This window comes from Brasilonema angustatum, assembly GCF_059505445.1.
The window spans coordinates 27,625-45,443 of sequence record NZ_JCACKO010000125.1; the positions used below are offsets into that span (position 1 = coordinate 27,625).

The window sequence follows — 17,819 nt, forward strand, 5'->3', positions numbered from 1 at the left end:
CAACCTCAGCGGTTCCAATCTGAGCGGTTCCAACCTCAGCGGTTCCAATCTGAGCGGTTCCAACCTCAGCGGTTCCAATCTGAGCAATTCCAATCTGAGCGGTTCCAACCTCAGCGGAGCCGACCTGAGCAATTCCAATCTGAGCGGTTCCAACCTCAGCGGTATCGACCTGAGCGGTGCTAACCTGAGCGGTGCTAACCTGATTAATGGCAATCTGCGTCGTGCTATTGTTGTGTATGCCTTATTTATAGGAAGTAAAGGTCTTACAGAGGACAACAAGCGTGACCTAAAGCAGCGAGGGGCAATTTTTGGCGATGAGCAGCGAAAGACTATCTTTAGCGATTCCTCTCCAGTTCCAAAACCAAAATAACTTAAAAATCTGTTAAGTAGGTCAACATGAAAAAACATAAAATACGATTCTTGCGATTACTTCGCTTCACTTCGTTCCGCTCGTAATGACATTTTATGTTTAATTAGGTTGAGCTAATTATCTACATCCCGAAGCGCGATACGCTTAACGTATCGCACTCACCCCACTACGTCAAAACCATTAAGGCTGTACCTCAACATCCCAAGGTCGAACCACTCTTGTCATTCCTTCAACATTCACTTGGACAAGCCAAGAGGTTCCTCCGCGCCGCACATCAGTTACAATTCCCTCTTTACTTTCACCAAAGAGTTTTTGGTTAATGACTTTAATTCTTGCTCCTATCTGAATTTCGTATGGCGGTGCGTAAGCTTTGGAAACTGGATCAACATTTTTATTAGGAATAGCCAATTTGCCCTCTTTGATACGCTCTAGAGCATCGGACATTTTTTCCAAAGCAAGCGTCTGGCGAAGTTGAAGTTGAAGCAATAAACTTATTTGATCTGATGTCATAATTTTTTATTGTAAGTTTGCTAATAATTATTAGATTTCCCCTCAGTGCTTCAGCTGCAGGAAAGAATTGTATTAGGCTCCACCAAAAAATAAATTCTCAGCCTTTAGTCATAAACAGAGACATAAAACTTACGCACGAGGTACAAAAGTAGGACTTATATCAAGTCCGGATGATCACTTGTCATTGCGAGCGGAGCGGTAGCGTAGCGTGGCAATCTCAAACCCCTGCGATTGCTTCACTCCACTTCGTTGCGTTCGCTGCGGACTTTTGATAACTAATTAACCGGACTTGATATTACGTACGCGCTACTAAAAACAGTATGTTGCGATTGCTTCCCTCCGGTCGCAATGACTATAGTTACGTTGTTCGTGCGTAAGTCCTAAAAAGAACAAGACAGTGAGATTGCTTCCTTACGTCGCAACGGGTGCAACTACATTTTCCTTGCGTAAGTCCTAAGATAATGTGTATCACTTAATTCTCACAAATCCAGCCTTTTGAATCAGTTCTTGACCTTGAGGTGTCAGCAGCCAGTTTGCATAAGCATCCCCTGCTTGTTGCTCTGTTTGATTATTTTGTTTTAAAATCACAAACAAATTGCGGGTAATTGGGTAGTCCCCACTACGAAATGCCAGAGCATTCAACTGATTATGTTTGCCAGGACATTGAGACAGAGGTATAAACGGTTCTTGGTAAGGAGGTACAAATTGCCCGGAAATACGCCCTACTGGCAAAGACTTAACTGTGCATTGGGGCACAACCTCTGGCGCTGAAGCATAGTAAATTCCACCAGGACTCGAAGCCAGTTTTCTCAGAGCTTCAGTAGTCGTGTTAATATAACTTACGTTATTCCCAAAATTCTCTTTATTTAGAATATTTTCGACAAAGAACTCCACTGTACCGCCAGCTTCTTTGCTGCGAGTGTATGGTATGATGGGTAAATCTGAACCGCCCACTTGTTGCCAGTTGGTTATCTTGCCAGTGTAAATGTCTTTGATCTGGGAGACGGTTAAACCAGGAATGTTAAGGCTTGGGTTGACGGCGATCGCAATACCATCAATTGCTACTGGAATTTCTTTAAGACTAAATCCTTTCTGTAGTGCTTTTTGGTTTTCTTCACCCTGAATTGAGCGAGAAGATTGAGAAAAAGCGAGTTGATTATCTATCAACATCCGAATGCCAGTGCCAGAACCTGGTTTTTCAGCAGCTGGTTGAACGTAGCGTAAAGTAAACTGAGGGCAGATGCTTTGAAGCACTGGGTCTACGTCTCTACGGATGGGTGCCCATGTTGTACTACCACCGTAGTTGAATGTCCCCGCTGGTAGATTTGGTACACTACAACTTGTTGTCGTAGGGTTTTGAATAGCAGAGTTATTAACTGGATTATTATTTACCGAAGGATTGACAACAAGATTAGAATTAACTTGGTTTGTATTACTTATTTTAGCCCAGCGTTCTATAAGAAACCATAAGCCAACAAAGGTTAAGCCAAGCGTTATAACAATGGCTAGGAAAAGGCTAAGCGTTTCGTTTTTCGGAGACATAAATGGGTGTTAGCAGCAGAAGAAGTTTATAGCAGCAGAGATAATAATTTGTAAATAAGACGAAATAGTGCTGTTACTGCGATCGCCATTAAAGCAGCTGCAACAGACAAAATAATAACTTGCTGAATGGTTAAACCGCCCCGTAACAAGAATAAAACAATCGGTAATGTGATTGCAGGAAAAATTAATAAATCAGATCCTCCAATCCATCGCCTCGATTGAGCAAAAATTAACCCTGATAAAATGACACAAGCAGCAGCTAGGGTTATTATTGGCGATCGCAGCAAACTGAAAAGACCAATTGTTATCAATGCTCCTTCAAACCCACTAAACGCTGCTCTAGCTAATAATTTAATTAAAGAAAATTGTTGTTTAACTGGTCCAGTCGCAGGAAGGGATTGCTTTTGTACTGGGGGTTGAGTCTGTATTTGCTGTGATTGTGGTTGTGGGGTGACAGAAGGCTGAGGGGGATTAACGTATGTAGAAGGTATATGCTTTTGAGGTGCTTTGAGGGCATCTAGAACCTCCTGGGCCGACTGATAGCGTTGATTAGCCGCGCTTAGAAGCATCTTATCTAAAATATCAGCAAGGTGTGGGCTGACACTCACATGACCCCGCCATTTCCACTGGTTACTATACGCATCGAACAGTTGAGTTATCTCTGTTTCGCCCGTTAATAACATCAGGATTGTCACAGCCAAAGCGTACAAATCTGTAGATGGAAATACTTGACCTCCGGACATTTGTTCGGGTGGAGCAAATCCCATAGAATATATATTAGTGGAAGGAGCAGATGCACCAATGGGAGTATTTGTAACCAGTTTAACTGCGCCAAAATCTAGCAAGAAAAGTTTGCCATAGCGATCGCGCATGATGTTAGAAGGTTTGATGTCTCTGTGGATAATATTTTTTTGATGAACAAACTTGAGTATTTTGAGAATTTCTTGCAGAATTTCTAAAACTTCTTGTTCTGAATACTTGCCTTTTTGGGCTAATTCTTCCTCTAAGTTTTGTCCGTCAATATATTCTTGTACTAAATAAAAGAACTGGTCTTGCTCTCCTGCTTGTAAGCTGGGAATGATCACTGGAAAGAAAGCGTATAAGTCTGGAATTTGGTCATGTTGACGTCCAATGTCCTCTAAGACGACTGCTTCTCGTTCAAATAGATCTTGTGCTAGTTGTAGTTGAGTTGGACTTAAATCTCCCGCAGGTTGAAATTGCTTCACTACACATTGGCGCATTCCAGGGGTACGGCGATCGCGTGCCAAAAACGCTGCTCCAAATCCGCCCCGCCCTAAAAGCTTTATTGGCAAATAGCGTCCATCTAGCATGAGCGGCATTCCACATGCAGTACAGTATTTCTGCTGCACTGTTCTGATGGTTCCATGATCATCTAAATCTGAAAAATAATTTTGTGGGCGGGGGCAGCGTGGACGAGTACAATAAATTTCCATACTCAACACTCAATACTCAAATTCCATACTCAACACTCAATACTCAATAGTCAAGAGCGCTTAACTAATAAACATCACTTGTGCGCCTCCTGCTGCAGCTGCCCACCACAGCTACAGCGTAAACATTGCTCTTGTACAGGAGGCACGCGAACAATGGGGAAACTCGGGGTTTCTTGTGCGGATGAGCAGCAAGGGGGGTTTTCCCCCCTGGGTTCGCCGGCAGAGCCGGTTCCCTCTGTCGTTGGGCGTTGGAAACCCTCCTCTGAACTGCTCGCTGGCTCACTTAGGACTTACGCAGGAACTCTCTAAAACTCTTATTCCTTTGTGTCCTTTGCGTCCTACCCTGCGGGAAGCCGCTCCGCGTCTATGCGGTTCGTTTTTTCATAATTTTGCGTAAGTCCTGTCACTAATAACTAATGAACGGCACATGCTACAAGTCGGGGAACCCGCCCAACGCAGTGCCTCCTAATGAACGGCACATGCTACAAGTCGAGGAACCCGCCCAACGCAGTGCCTCCTAATGACTACATCTTAATCATCGTCATCAAAATTATGCGCTCCTACATCCACTGTACTAACCATTACGGGTTTACGTGACGTTTTTAACATTTCTAGATTCCATCCTGGTGCAGCAAACAGGGGTAGAATTTCCCGACTAAACGCTTCTGCTGCCTTAGATCTGTAACGATTGGGATTAAAAACCAGCCTTAGCGTCCGCTTGACTATTACACCTTCGATGGAAGCACTGTGTAGCACCCCCATTTGTAACTCTTTAGCTATTGCCGAGGTCGAGACAAAGGCAGCCCCCAAACCAGATTGTACGGCATTTTTTATAGCTTCTATGGAGTTTAGTTCCATTTCGATTTTAAAACGCCGCGTATCAATGTCACAGCGTGATAGTACTTGGTCAATGACCTTGCGGATAGTAGATTGAGAATCGAGAGCTATGAACTCTAATTTATATAGGTCTTCTCTTTGAATCGTTTCAAGTTTGGCAAAGGGATGGGTCACAGGTATAATAAGTGACAATTCATCTTCTGCATATGGAATAATTTCCAAAGATTCCGCGAGTTCACCAGGAATTTCGCCACCGATGATTGCCAAATCCACCTGTCCGTTAGCTACACTCCAAGTGGTTCTGCGGGTTGAGTGGACGTGCAATTGCACTGCCACATCTGGATATTTTTGTCGGAACATCCCAATCATCCGGGGTAAAAGATAGGTGCCGGTGGTTTGAGAAGCACCAATAATCAAAGTACCGCCTTGGAGATTTTGTAAATCCTCAATAGCGCGGCAGGTTTCCTGACACAGGCTGAGGATTTTCTCACCGTAACTCAGAAGTAAATGTCCAGCTTCGGTTAGTTGTGCACGACGTCCTCCACGGTCAAATAATGGAACATCCAGCTGCCGTTCTAAGTTTTGCACTTGCAAGCTAACAGCAGGCTGGGATACATAAAGGCTATCAGCGGCACGCTTGAAGCTTCCTTCTGCGGCGATCGCTTTGAGAATACGTAACTGATCTAAAGTGAAAGGAAGGTCAGACATAAGGCTAAACCCACAAACTTTGAGCATGAGCGGCAGTCTTGTACAAACCAGTGTAAAAAAACTTCACAGCAGGGCACAATTTGTTGCATCTTAAATTTGGAGACTTTACTCGAAAAAGACAGTAGCATACCATCTTGACTAAAGTTCTCTTTTCTACAACTAACCCTAATAAGTAGTAGATTTTCTGGAGAATTCTGTCTAAACTCCACTCTGGGTTTCAAAAGCTTGAACGCTTTTTTGTTTTCGTTTCAAAATCCAATGCACCCCTCTACGCTTCCCCCAGCAAGGAGAGAGTATGATTTTGTTGCCCCGGAATAGAGAGATTTTCAGGGGGTAGGTTGTTACAATAATTTCCGTTTGACTTGCGTCTTGCCGGAGTAACAACGTTTTCATTGCCACATTTTGCCCTCCAACCAAATCTGCACATAGCTCAGATCCACGACTTCCACCACAGTGAACCGTTAATCCAAGGTTCGGGACAACTGTCTTTGTTTGTATGTCCCCCACAAGGATAAGATTGACTGCTACAGTCTGCATCCACTCTTATAGCTGAAGAATTATTCATGACTACTTTATAGTGGATGAAGCCATCTAATTCAGCATACGACCATTTGGACTGGGAGACTTTTGGTTTTTCCAGCGGATGGTCATAAAAAACAGGGGACAGATGACAGGGTTGTGCCCTGTTTTCTATCCTCTGCACCATGCCATTATATATTTTTTTACTGGTTAAATTGGGAAAGATACGCAAGTCCCAAGTCCATTTTTTCAGTTTAATAAAGTTCTTGCCAATGACAACTTCTTTCGTAATATGGTTATTAATATGAGAAGTAAATTGTTTAGCTGTTCCAGAAAGTGCCATTAATCTACATTTTCTTGAGGGAGTTTTTTTGTGCCTTACTGTTGTCAGAGGATGATCATTGCCACTGACTGCTTTGTGCTGTACCTCTTTTTCTGATGTGAGCAGAGCTAGATACTTTTGTAAGCTAATATCTGAAGATACTTTACCATTCTCAAATGCCATCCATGCTGTGTCGTTCAAACAACTTTGTTCAGTCAGATACACTTCCCCTAACAAATTTTCCTTTTCTGAAGTCCTAATTAACTTCAGTTTGTCAATGATAAGTGGCTTCAGTTCAAATGGTAGCTTTTTCATCAGATGATTCTATTTTATGGTGCGCGTGTTGGCACTCAACTTGAGTTCATCCAACGCACATTCTGTATGGTGACAGGATATCCTGCCTAAGATTTTTTTACATGGTTTGTGGTATTCGTTGTACTAAATTAGGCTTTCTTTAAGTTACTTCATTTGTGTGTATGATGCAGCCGAGTTGGTTGACCCTTAGTCATTTTGTCATGCTAGGACTACTATTTGGTTTTGCAATTGTCCATAGCGGAGGCGCAGCCCTGCGCCCGTGGGCAGAAAAGCATATTGGATGTAGGCTCTATCGCATTATTTTTGCATTTACTAGCCTGCCGGTGGCTGTCATCTTAATTATTTACTTTTTTAACCACCGCTACGATGGCTTGCAACTTTGGTACGTCCAAAATTTACCTGGAGTCCAGCCATTCGTATGGGTACTCTCAGCTATTTCGTTTTTGTTTTTGTATCCTGCTACTTTCAATCTCCTAGAAATTGCTGCAATCCAAAAGCCTCAAGTACATCTTTTTGAAACAGGAATTATTCGCATTACTCGGCATCCACAGATGGTGGGACAAATTATCTGGTGTGTTGCTCATACCCTGTGGTTGGGTACAAGTTTTACACTTGTCACTTCAATTGGTTTAGTGTTACACCATTTATTCGGAGTATGGCACGGGGATCGCCGTTTAAGCGATCGCTATGGAGAAGCTTATGCTCAAGTTAAACAGCGTACTTCCATCATGCCCTTTGCGGCTGTACTTGACGGTCGTCAATCTATCTTATGGCAGGAATTTTTGCGTCCGGCTTATTTGGGGGTTGCTATTTTTGTGCTATTACTTTGGTGGTCACACCCTCTATTGCTCGAAGCAACAAGTAAAATCGAATTATGATTTTAACAGAATCGCATTTATCTACAGAGGTTGATGAGATCAAATTAATATTTGATCTCATCAACTGCCACCAAATCAATGTAGGATGAATTGAAGTAGCTGTCAGTGGGGGTGCGCTTAGTCGTTTTTTAATTTTAAATTTGGTAGTTGCTAGTCAACGGCCAAAGTAGGGAAAAACTTGATAATTCGCTATTTTCTTTTCTATAATCAGCTTTAGTTGATAAAATTTAGTGAATAAAACAAGATAGCCAACAGCGACCAATACTTGAGAAAATCCTCAATACTTGTGCGAGAGCGTCTAGTTCCAGATCTAAGCCTGTGGCAATAATGGTACTATTTCTTTTTGCAGAAGCAGAAGAAAACTACCCACGCTTATTATAGGTGTCTGGAGGAAAGTTGTCGTACAGGTCAGGTCAATAGCAGATTGGTGTAAAGATACCCTGACAAAGACGACTATTAAAACCAAAAAGTTTGAGAGAGTTACCGTCTTGAATGTCTGACTGACTTTTTTGTCAGTTCTGCAATGGATAATGTTTACAAAATCCTGACAATGCACTCCCTCCAGTTGACAGTTAGTTTTGATATCAAAACCATATAAATTCCAGAGGCGTCATGGTGTTGTCGGTTAGTGAGCGGACATTTTCTCAAGAAGTTTTAGAATCTTCAATTCCTGTTTTAGTAAATTTTGAAGCACCTTGGTGTGGATTGTGTCGAATTATCCACCCTTTATTATTGCAATTTAAAGCTCAATGTGGTGACCAAATTAAATTAGTAGGGGTGAACGCTGATGACAATTTTAAACTCGCTACAAAATATAAGCTGAAATCACTGCCAACTTTATTGTTGATCGAAAATGGCATAGTCTGCCAGCGTTTGGAAAGTTTTCGTGGACGAGAAGATTTACTCTTAGCTTTGGAAGATATGAAAGTCTGTTATACCAACCGCCCTAAAACTTACCATCGGCAAAAAACAGCGGATTTAGGTTGTCGTTCTGCGTAAAAAGTGATTATAGTGAGCCAGCGCTATACACCCAGAGTATCCTGCTCTCACGACTAGTGTAAGCGCTTTGCTCACGGCTGGCTGTGGCGATCGCGCAAGGGTTCGTGAGCTCTGCGCATGAGCGCAGGATTATAACTCATCATCCCTTTGTCCGCTTGTCCTCTTAATTGACTGATGACCAAATCTAAAACCAAGCTTAATTACCCCACCCAATAACTATTGTGTGGGGTATTTTATCCTAAAGTGTGTGTGTCACAATTATTAACAGTTCCGACAAATTAGTCAAGAATTCTAAAAGTAGGCGTCAGTGATGGAAGTTATCTATCAGTATGCCTGGCTGATTCCGGTATTACCTCTTCTTGGGGCAATGCTGGTCGGTCTAGGGTTAATCTCGTTGAATCAGGTGACGAACAGCCTGCGACAGCTCAATGCGGCATTTATTATCTCCTTAATGGGACTCGCGATGGCGCTGTCGTTTGCTTTGCTGTGGAGTCAAATTCAAGGACACGCTCCTTACACCCGTACCTTGGAATGGGCAGCAGCAGGCAATTTCCACCTGAACATGGGCTACACTGTTGACCACCTAACAGCCCTGATGCTAGTGGTTGTAACAACCGTAGCTGTTCTAGTCATGGTTTATACGGATGGGTACATGGCTCATGACCCAGGCTATGTCCGGTTTTACGCCTATCTCAGCTTGTTCGGCTCCTCAATGTTGGGTCTGGTGGTTAGCCCCAACCTAGTACAGGTTTATATCTTCTGGGAGCTGGTCGGGATGTGCTCGTACTTGCTGGTCGGCTTCTGGTACGATCGCAAGGCAGCAGCAGATGCTTGTCAAAAGGCATTTGTAACCAACCGTGTGGGCGACTTTGGATTGCTGTTGGGCATTCTAGGGCTTTTCTGGGCAACAGGAAGCTTTGAATTTGATGTGATGGGCGATCGCCTGGCGCAACTTGTCCAAACAGGTGCTGTCAGCAATTTGCTCGCCATCGTGTTGGCGATTCTCGTATTCCTGGGTCCGGTTGCAAAATCCGCTCAATTTCCCCTGCACGTCTGGTTACCAGATGCGATGGAAGGTCCCACCCCCATCTCCGCCCTCATTCACGCAGCAACGATGGTGGCAGCGGGTGTTTTCTTGATTGCTCGGATGTACCCAGTTTTTGAACACGTTCCAGCAGCAATGAACGTGATTGCATTTACTGGGGCATTAACAGCATTTTTGGGTGCGACAATTGCCATTACTCAAAACGACATCAAAAAGGGCTTAGCTTACTCCACCATCTCCCAACTCGGTTACATGGTGATGGCAATGGGAGTAGGTGCATACAGTGCCGGACTTTTCCACTTAATGACCCACGCCTACTTTAAGGCGATGCTCTTCCTGGGTTCTGGTTCTGTGATTCACGGAATGGAAGGAGTTGTCGGTCACGACCCCAACTTGGCGCAGGATATGCGGTTGATGGGTGGACTGCGGAAGTATATGCCAGTTACGGCAATTACCTTCTTCATTGGTTGTGTGGCAATTTCTGGTATCCCGCCCTTTGCTGGTTTCTGGTCAAAAGATGAAATCTTAGGGAAAGTTTTTGCAGTAAACCCAGTTCTCTGGGCAGTTGGTTGGTTAACCGCTGGAATTACCGCTTTTTATATGTTCCGGATGTATTTCGTTACCTTTGAAGGCAAATTCCGGGGCAATCAAACTAATTTGTGGCAAAAACTCAAATCTCCAGCAGGAATGGGAATTGTAACAGGTTTTGATGCAGCCCCTGCTTTTGGTCCTGGTGCAATGACCAAGGGAGAATTGGAAGCAACTGAGGAACACCACCATGATGACCACAGTCACGGTCACGGTCACGGTCACAGTGAGTATCCTCATGAGTCGCCTTGGACAATGACCTTGCCATTAGCGGTTTTGGCAGTTCCTTCGATACTGATTGGTTTGCTAGGAACTCCTTTTGCCAACTACTTTGAGGAGTTTATTTTCCCACCCAGCGAAACTTTAGCCGAAGTCGTAGAAAAAGCTGCTGAATTTAACCCAGGCGAATTCTACACTATGGCAGGTGCTTCAGTTGGGATTTCCTTGATTGGCATTACCTTGGCTTCGTTGACGTATCTGCTGGGTAAAATCAACCCAGTGGCGATCGCAGCAAAAATCCAGCCGCTTTACGAGTTCTCCCTCAACAAGTGGTACTTTGATGACATTTACCATCGTGTTTTTGTTGTCGGTTTGCGGCGTTTAGCTAGACAAGTGATGGAAGTTGACTTCCGCGTTGTTGATGGTGCCGTAAACCTCACAGGTTTCTTTACTCTGATCACTGGTGAAGGTCTGAAATACCTAGAAAACGGTCGTGCTCAATTCTATGCCTTAATTATCTTTGGGGCTGTGTTGGGTTTAGTGATTGTTTTCGGTGTCACCTGATTTCTAGGCGGAGTCCGCAACGTCTCTACTACTGTTCACTAGGACAGTCAGGGATGAGCTAAATATTTGGTATCCGGATGAAGGATGAAGGATGTATTAACTTCCCTTCATCTTTCTTTATTTTTATTAAATAAACCTAACAATGAAGACCAATGCCTGCAAAAACTGCTAGTAAATAGCTAGTAGTTGATAGCCGACCATTATTATTGCTGACTAACAACCTGCGATGAATACAGCAAATTTTCCATGGCTGACGACGATTATTCTATTTCCGATAGCGGCGTCACTGCTGATTCCTTTCATTCCAGATAAAGATGGCAAAACAGTGCGCTGGTATAGCCTGATCATAGGGCTGATAGATTTTGCACTGATTGTGACTGCTTTTTATACTGGGTATGATTTCTCCAATCCAGATTTGCAACTCTTTGAGAGTTACAGTTGGCTTCCACAGATCGGTTTGAATTGGTCGGTAGGGGCAGATGGCTTGTCTATGCCCCTGATAATTTTGACTGGATTCATTACCACGCTGGCGATGCTAGCAGCTTGGCCGGTGACACTCAAGCCCAAGCTGTTTTACTTTTTGATATTAGCGATGTATGGCGGTCAGATTGCCGTTTTCGCCGTCCAGGATATGCTGTTGTTTTTCCTGGTGTGGGAACTCGAACTGGTGCCGATATACATTCTGCTTTCGATTTGGGGAGGCAAAAAGCGGCAATACGCAGCGACCAAGTTTATTTTGTATACTGCTGGCGGTTCGCTGTTTATTTTGCTCGCTGGCTTAACGATGGCGTTTTTTGGCGATACGATCACTTTTGATATGCAGGCGATCGCTGCCAAAGGTTTCAGCCTCAATCTCCAACTTTGGCTGTATGCTGCTTTTTTGATTGCCTACGCTGTCAAACTCCCCATCTTCCCCTTGCATACTTGGCTACCAGATGCCCACGGTGAAGCCACAGCCCCCGTGCATATGTTGCTGGCAGGTGTTCTGCTGAAAATGGGCGGTTACGCGCTTATTCGCATGAATGCCCAAATGCTTCCCGATGCTCACGCTTATTTTGCCCCGGTGTTAGTGATTTTGGGGATAGTTAATATTATCTACGCTGCCCTGACATCATTTGCCCAGCGCAACTTGAAACGGAAAATTGCCTACTCCTCAATTTCTCACATGGGCTTTGTGGCGATCGGTATTGCTTCGTTCACCGACTTGGGCTTGAATGGGGCAATGTTGCAAATGGTTTCCCACGGTTTGATTGGGGCAAGTTTGTTCTTCCTAGTAGGGGCAACATATGACCGTACTCACACCCTCATGTTAGATGAAATGGGCGGTGTTGGTAAGAAAATGAGCAAAATGTTTGCCATGTGGACAACATGTTCTATGGCATCCTTAGCCTTGCCAGGAATGAGCGGTTTCGTTGCTGAGTTGATGGTATTCGTTGGCTTTGCCACCAGCGATGCCTATAACCCCACTTTCAAAGTTATTGTGGTGTTGTTGATGGCAGTTGGGGTGATTCTAACTCCGATTTATTTGCTGTCAATGCTGCGGGAGATTTTCTACGGTGAAGAAAACAAAGAATTAGTTTCTCACCAGAAACTCATAGATGCCGAACCCCGCGAAATCTTCATCATCGCCTGCTTGTTAATACCAATTATTGGTATTGGTTTGTATCCCAAGATGCTGACTCAGATGTATGATGCCACAACTGTGCAGTTGACGACGCGGTTACGAAATTCTCTTCCTGCTTTGGCCGGTCAAAAAGCGCCAGCGGTGTCATTTAGTGCGCCGGAGATTGGAAATTAGGTTGCTGATTTCAAATCAATATTGCTTGATGGGCGGGTTTTATACCTGCCCTTTTTTGTATGGCGTGGTTGCTTCATTTTGGTGGATGCAGTTCAGCCATGAATAGTAGACGACGCAAGTTTACTACCCCTGGTCGATTTAAACGAAGTGCTTCTACTGTCGCTCGACCACAAGGAGTGTTCCCAATAACCTCCGTGAAATCGCTATTCCAGCTAAAATGCTCATTCCATGATTGCTGACGCGGGTTGAATAAAGATTCTTGTTGCCCTGTTGTAGGATCTGTACCGTAAATCTTGGTGTGTTTGTGACTGTTGCAGCCAAAGCAACTCCAAGCTAAATTTTCCAAAGTTGTTTCCCCACCCGCTTGACGAGGTTTTATGTGTTCGACGGTAAAACTTTCAGTTGCAAACTCACCAGAACAACGGCAATACTCACAGTAATTTTGTGCTCGTGCTGCAACAATCCGCCTCATCGCTTCCGTAACTCGCTTAGAGGGCATTAGGCTTTGTATAAACTGGTAAAAATTCGTTAAGTAGAGTTTTTAACTCAACATTGCGGAGTCGAGCTAATTGAATTAACGCTTCCGCTCTTTCAGCATCTTGACGTTCTACACGGTCTACATAGCCTAATAGCTCTTGATGCTCAGTTTCAGTTATTTCTCCTGTTTCGTTACGCTGACGTAAATAAGTTAGTCTGGTTTGGTCATCTGTAGGTAATCGGCGTTGGATTCTTTGCAACAAAGTTTCCTCTCCAAGAGTCACCACGCCATTATCAACGCATAAACTTTCTAATAAGTCAATAGCTTTAATTAAAGTTTCTTCTGGTAATTTTTCAATCAATGCGATCGCTCTTTGACGAATTTCTGTTGGTGCAGTCATGGAACATCTGAATTAACTTATGTCTAGCTCGATTGTACTCAATGGTATGATTTGGGTTTTTGTACCTGCCCTTTTTTGTATGCAGCGATAAGCGTTTGCGTAGCGCGCCCTTCGGCGCTAGCTTGCTGCCAAAGGCAGATCGCTGTATGATTTTGCTAATTTATGCTAATCCGTTGCAAAAAGCTTATATTCAACTCCAGTTTCTCTCCTAGCCACAGAGCATGTTCCGTATGGTCTTTCACATCATCGCCCGTCTCCGGGTGGATTAAAATATCCAACCCCTCACGATTGAGCATTAACCAGGGAACAACTTTCTCAAACTGATTCAGTGAGAACGCAACTTGATACATCGCTTTTGGATGTGGACCAATGGGTTTATCATGCCAGCGCCCAAGCCGCACGTCAAATCTAGCGCCTAATCCTTCGCGTACACGTTCAGCGACATCGCGGCTTGCGGTATCATAGTAGACATGAGCGTGAAAACCAGTGATTTCGATAGTATCTTGTGTCATTGCTCTAAACTCCAGTTTTCACCGTGGTAGTTGGGCATAAACATCATCGTCGGCGTTATCCCAAACTGCTTTTGGGTGAAATCTCCGACAGGACGAGTTTGCCCAGGGTTGACTTCTTCAAAGCCCTGCTGAATACCTGCAATGGTTTCGAGTTGGTCAATCAATTGGCGTAGTTTGGTATAATCGATTTTACTAGGATCAACAAAGGTGACCAGAACTTGGACGCGATCGCTCACATTCTGTGGTATCTCAGTGAGTTCAATTTGTCCATTTTGATAAATACCTTCGACTGTTTTTAGCATGGGTTGCTGCTGTAAAGGTAAGCGTTGTTTCAATTCTAATGGCTATCCTAATCTTAGATGTGCAAGCACTGTTCTTTGTGAATCGTCTAACAGCACAATCAATATTCAGTCATCCATCAACAACATCCGCTCCTCAATCGCTTCCCAAGTATTGGACGGCACCTTCTCGGCTGCTTCTTTGCACTGGATGATGAAGGCATTAGCATCAAGATAAGTATCCAGTCTACTGATTTCGTCCTGAGATAAATCAACTTTTTCCCGTGTAAGATTGAAGGCATTGAGCAAAGATTCTTGGAGATTTTCAGCAAATTTTTGATGTTCTTTCCGTGGCTGTTTCTCATCAGGAACTTGATACTTTAGTGCTTCGAGTTGCTTAATTAGCTCAGTAGAGTCAAAATTATTGAATATTTTTAATTTTTCAAGCTCACGAGTGATAGCTATGGCTATGGGTATGGTTTTAGCTACGGGTATGGCGTCGCCTTTAGCTATGGCTTTGGCTATAGGTATGGCTATGGCTTTGGCTATGGCTTTGGCTATGGGTATGACCATAGGTATGGGTATGGCGGATGTGGCTATGGCTATGGCTGTGTCTATGGGTATGGCTACGGTGTCGGCGTCGGGTATGGCTATGGCTGTGGCTATGGGTATGCCGTTAACTATGGCAAGCGCCAACGCACGTTTATCCACTGGCTTTACATCTCCAGCCGACCCAGATGTGACTTCATCTGCCCAGCGTAATAGTTCTTGCAATTTAGGTGTGTTAATGTACTTTTGCGCTTTTTGTTGCATTAACAACAACAAATCACCTGCACTCTTACCCATCAAATCTGCCACCAGCAAAAATACCTCTCGCCAGCGTTTATCTGTGAGGTGTTCTGCAACTAAGTTCTCAACTTGCTGATGGTCAATAATGTATTGGGCAGTTAAATATTCCTGAAATGTCAGATGCGAGAAAGAGTAAATGCCCTGCGCCCGTTCAATGAATAATCCATGCTCCGCCTCTATCGCTTTTAGCACCTGTTTACTGTCCGGAGTTGAAATATCCTTCAGATACTCAGCAATGTATGTTTGAAGTTCATTTTCTTCAAACAACACAAATTGCTTTTGCTCAAACTTACAATGAGCCACGTAACTCAAAAGTTTTTGCTTTTCTTGGGGTGATAACTTTCGATAACGTTCAGTGCCAAATTCCCGGTTGATTCCCCTTTGTTCATCCCACTGCTGCAATAATAAATTGAGTCCTCTTGTATACAATTGAGAACGCCTAGAAGGTAAATCTTTCAACTCACTAAAAACCCAGCAAGTCAAACTCAGCAGAATGGGGGTGACAGCTAGATCAGCTATTTGGTTGTTTTGGCGTAGCTTTTCTATGAAATCTTCTTTTAGCTTTTCCCCTTCCTCAGATGTCTGAACTGATGTAGCAAACCAGTTTTGAGCAAAGTTTTCGACTTGCTCTTGATTAAAATCAGCAACCTCAACGTAATCGAATGTTTGTAAAGTATATTCTGTTGTTTGCGTCCGGCAAGTCAGGATAAAGCGATTTTTGTAATACTGCTGGGAAAACTCAGAAATATGGTTTTGGACATCTCGTCGTGAGTGACTGGGCACTTCATCCAAACCATCCAGTAAAATTAAGATTTTACCTTGCTTCAAAATTTGTTTGGTTTGCTTCTCATCAGATAATTCAAATTCTTCATGAATGTGTTTCAGTAGGTTGAACTGACTGGCGGTTTTGATGGATCTCAATTCAATCAAAATCGGGATGAGATCAGGCTGAAACTTCCCCTTGCAACAGTCAACAGCCAAGTGTCGTAAAAATGTGCTTTTGCCGGATCCTGGTTTGCCCAACACCATCAGTCTGGAATATTTGTTTGCAACTTCAAATCCGGGCGAGCGCTCTCCACGCTGTCCCAATCCAAAGCGGTCAAAGTCATCTCGTAAGTTTGAGTCTTTCAGCAGTTCAGGAATCGTGGCTAAACACACACTAGAAAGCTTCTCTAGCACGTAGACATCTACGTAAAGCTTGTCTACATCAATCTGCTGGAGATTTAACAAGCGAATTTTGCTGTAGAGGTGTTGGATTTTTTCGCAGCAGTGCTGTCTTACCTGCTGGACTAATTTATTAATATCAGAATTTTTATCAGAACTCTTTTCCTGGTTCTTTTTCTCAGGCTGGGGTTCGTTTTTTGGGGCTGATTCTGCGATGATTTCTTGCCATTCCAGTTCTAGCGCTTCACAAATACCAATGAAGTATGGTTTATCAACTGTCTTACCAGTAAAAAACTTATGAACTGGTTGGAGAGTGATGCCTTTATTTTTACTGTTATTCGTTGTGCTTACTTGGGCTGCTAACCTTTCCCGACTTCCCTGAAATTTTGTGTTCAGCGCGGAATTTGCTTTTTCGATACCTGCTTGGGATGCTTTGAGCGATCGCCCCACCATACCTCAACCATAAGACTTGTCATCATTTTAGCGTTTGCACACAAAAGTCATATTGAACTCATTCCAAACTCATAGTGAATGAAAGCCTTGCTCAGACTGAACTTTAGAGGATTTTACCAGAAGATAGAGACTATAAACCAAAGCAAAAAAATTAACGATGAAAACTTCTAAAGTTTCAGCTTTCCACTTAGTCTTCTCCACTGTTCTGTCTTTAACTATCCTGTCTGGTGGTACATCCTTATGGCTGGCTTCTCAACCTAAATTATCCGAGTATCAGGTGCGAATTCTAGAAAACAGCACTGCAACTTGGCAAACAGGCGTCGGTGCTATCTTTGGACTGCTAGGTAGCAAAGCAACTCACCTTTTAGAAGCAGAAGAAGAAGAACAACAAGAGAATACTTCAAGTTGACCGATTTGTTAGCCTGCGCTGCTAATTCCCAGTGATTTCGACTAATGCTTCGCCTGATCGCAAAAGCTTTAGTGCTTCTGGCAATGTCACACTCAGAATCTCTCTCAATCGGGCATTTGAAGTATTACCACACGTTAACCAGATAATTTGTGGTGGTGTTCCAAGACGATCAACCAAGTCAACAAAGTCGTTGTCTTTGGTCATCAAGATAACTCCTTGAGCTTTCGCTGCCTGGAAAATCTCAGCATCTTCGGCATCTCTGAGTCCAAGATCACGCAAAGCTAATGCCGTTATGCTGAATGTGATGGTGATCCAAGTAGCGATTGCAGGTGAAAGATGTGCATCTACCCAGATCGTCATCATGCAACCAAAACCGCATGGTTGAGCTTACGTGAAGCGTACATAAGTGCTGCTTTAAGATCATCCGCCTCTAGATCGGGCATTTCTTCCAAAATCTGTTCGGCACTCAGTCCAGCCGCAAACAAGTCCAGCACATCTGATACCCGAATTCTCATGCCCCGGATACAAGGACGACCACCACACTGTTTGGGGTTAATTGTAATTCTTCTAAGTAAGTCCGACATACGATTTCACTGCCTTATTATTTC

At 43.6% G+C, this 17,819-nt stretch carries 18 protein-coding genes; 6 read left to right on the forward strand and 12 right to left on the reverse strand.

The genetic code is table 11. The features are described 5' to 3' along the window. Positions 1 to 370 (forward strand): pentapeptide repeat-containing protein (locus AC5JM2_RS21075; protein ID WP_495836789.1); only part of this gene is annotated, 370 nt, incomplete at its 5' end. Between the two features lie 180 nt (positions 371 to 550). On the opposite strand, the gene AC5JM2_RS21080 is transcribed toward AC5JM2_RS21075, so the two are convergent. The 5 genes from AC5JM2_RS21080 to AC5JM2_RS21100 all read right to left on the reverse strand — a co-directional run bounded on the left by AC5JM2_RS21080 (position 551) and on the right by AC5JM2_RS21100 (position 6,577). Then, positions 551 to 880 carry a hypothetical protein gene (locus AC5JM2_RS21080; protein ID WP_495836790.1) on the reverse strand — a complete coding sequence of 110 codons (330 nt, stop codon included), beginning with the start codon at positions 878 to 880 and terminating at the stop codon, positions 551 to 553. A gap of 468 nt (positions 881 to 1,348) precedes the next feature. Next, entirely contained in the window at positions 1,349 to 2,422 is a 1,074-nt protein-coding gene (locus AC5JM2_RS21085; RefSeq protein ID WP_495836791.1) for a PstS family phosphate ABC transporter substrate-binding protein, read from the reverse strand. Between the two features lie 26 nt (positions 2,423 to 2,448). Then, complete coding sequence (locus AC5JM2_RS21090; RefSeq protein ID WP_495836792.1) at positions 2,449 to 3,876, reverse strand: protein kinase domain-containing protein; 1,428 nt, start codon at positions 3,874 to 3,876, stop codon at positions 2,449 to 2,451. A 531-nt stretch (positions 3,877 to 4,407) separates the two neighbouring features. Continuing rightward, a complete protein-coding gene (locus tag AC5JM2_RS21095) occupies positions 4,408 to 5,421 on the reverse strand; it encodes a LysR family transcriptional regulator (RefSeq protein ID WP_495836793.1) in 1,014 nt (337 codons plus the stop codon). Positions 5,422 to 5,851: 430 nt separating this feature from the next. After that, positions 5,852 to 6,577 (reverse strand): hypothetical protein, encoded by a 726-nt coding sequence (locus AC5JM2_RS21100; RefSeq protein WP_495836794.1) that lies wholly within the window; start codon positions 6,575 to 6,577, stop codon positions 5,852 to 5,854. A gap of 161 nt (positions 6,578 to 6,738) precedes the next feature. Here AC5JM2_RS21100 and AC5JM2_RS21105 point away from each other — a divergent pair, with 161 nt between their 5' ends. From AC5JM2_RS21105 to AC5JM2_RS21120, 4 genes are all read left to right on the forward strand, one after another. Continuing rightward, on the forward strand, positions 6,739 to 7,455 hold the full coding sequence (locus tag AC5JM2_RS21105) for an NnrU family protein (RefSeq protein ID WP_495836795.1): 717 nt from the start codon (positions 6,739 to 6,741) through the stop codon (positions 7,453 to 7,455). Between the two features lie 612 nt (positions 7,456 to 8,067). Beyond that, positions 8,068 to 8,454 carry a thioredoxin family protein gene (locus tag AC5JM2_RS21110; RefSeq protein ID WP_495836796.1) on the forward strand — a complete coding sequence of 129 codons (387 nt, stop codon included), beginning with the start codon at positions 8,068 to 8,070 and terminating at the stop codon, positions 8,452 to 8,454. Positions 8,455 to 8,764: 310 nt separating this feature from the next. After that, on the forward strand, positions 8,765 to 10,870 hold the full coding sequence (locus AC5JM2_RS21115; protein ID WP_495836797.1) for an NAD(P)H-quinone oxidoreductase subunit 5: 2,106 nt from the start codon (positions 8,765 to 8,767) through the stop codon (positions 10,868 to 10,870). Between the two features lie 226 nt (positions 10,871 to 11,096). Further along, on the forward strand, positions 11,097 to 12,668 hold the full coding sequence (locus tag AC5JM2_RS21120; protein ID WP_495836798.1) for an NAD(P)H-quinone oxidoreductase subunit 4: 1,572 nt from the start codon (positions 11,097 to 11,099) through the stop codon (positions 12,666 to 12,668). Positions 12,669 to 12,741: 73 nt separating this feature from the next. Here AC5JM2_RS21120 and AC5JM2_RS21125 read toward each other — a convergent pair whose 3' ends face one another. The 5 genes from AC5JM2_RS21125 to AC5JM2_RS21145 form a co-directional block, all read right to left on the reverse strand. Beyond that, complete coding sequence (locus tag AC5JM2_RS21125) at positions 12,742 to 13,167, reverse strand: HNH endonuclease (protein WP_495836799.1); 426 nt, start codon at positions 13,165 to 13,167, stop codon at positions 12,742 to 12,744. Then, a complete protein-coding gene (locus AC5JM2_RS21130; protein WP_495836800.1) occupies positions 13,157 to 13,546 on the reverse strand; it encodes a hypothetical protein in 390 nt (129 codons plus the stop codon). The genes AC5JM2_RS21125 and AC5JM2_RS21130 overlap by 11 nt, the downstream gene beginning before the upstream one ends. Positions 13,547 to 13,701: 155 nt before the next feature. Then, complete coding sequence (locus AC5JM2_RS21135) at positions 13,702 to 14,058, reverse strand: DOPA 4,5-dioxygenase family protein (RefSeq protein ID WP_495836801.1); 357 nt, start codon at positions 14,056 to 14,058, stop codon at positions 13,702 to 13,704. Further along, positions 14,055 to 14,393 carry a hypothetical protein gene (locus AC5JM2_RS21140; protein ID WP_495836802.1) on the reverse strand — a complete coding sequence of 113 codons (339 nt, stop codon included), beginning with the start codon at positions 14,391 to 14,393 and terminating at the stop codon, positions 14,055 to 14,057. Before AC5JM2_RS21140 ends, AC5JM2_RS21135 begins: the two co-directional genes overlap by 4 nt. A 72-nt stretch (positions 14,394 to 14,465) precedes the next feature. Next, complete coding sequence (locus AC5JM2_RS21145; protein WP_495836803.1) at positions 14,466 to 16,802, reverse strand: NACHT domain-containing protein; 2,337 nt, start codon at positions 16,800 to 16,802, stop codon at positions 14,466 to 14,468. Positions 16,803 to 16,959: 157 nt separating this feature from the next. Here AC5JM2_RS21145 and AC5JM2_RS21150 point away from each other — a divergent pair, with 157 nt between their 5' ends. After that, complete coding sequence (locus tag AC5JM2_RS21150) at positions 16,960 to 17,211, forward strand: hypothetical protein (protein ID WP_495836804.1); 252 nt, start codon at positions 16,960 to 16,962, stop codon at positions 17,209 to 17,211. Positions 17,212 to 17,232: 21 nt separating this feature from the next. Here AC5JM2_RS21150 and AC5JM2_RS21155 read toward each other — a convergent pair whose 3' ends face one another. Beyond that, on the reverse strand, positions 17,233 to 17,574 hold the full coding sequence (locus tag AC5JM2_RS21155) for a DUF5615 family PIN-like protein (protein WP_495836805.1): 342 nt from the start codon (positions 17,572 to 17,574) through the stop codon (positions 17,233 to 17,235). Beyond that, positions 17,571 to 17,795: a DUF433 domain-containing protein gene (locus AC5JM2_RS21160; protein ID WP_048869928.1), complete on the reverse strand. Its 225-nt coding sequence runs from the start codon at positions 17,793 to 17,795 to the stop codon at positions 17,571 to 17,573. The genes AC5JM2_RS21155 and AC5JM2_RS21160 overlap by 4 nt, the downstream gene beginning before the upstream one ends. Positions 17,796 to 17,819 lie beyond the last annotated feature (24 nt).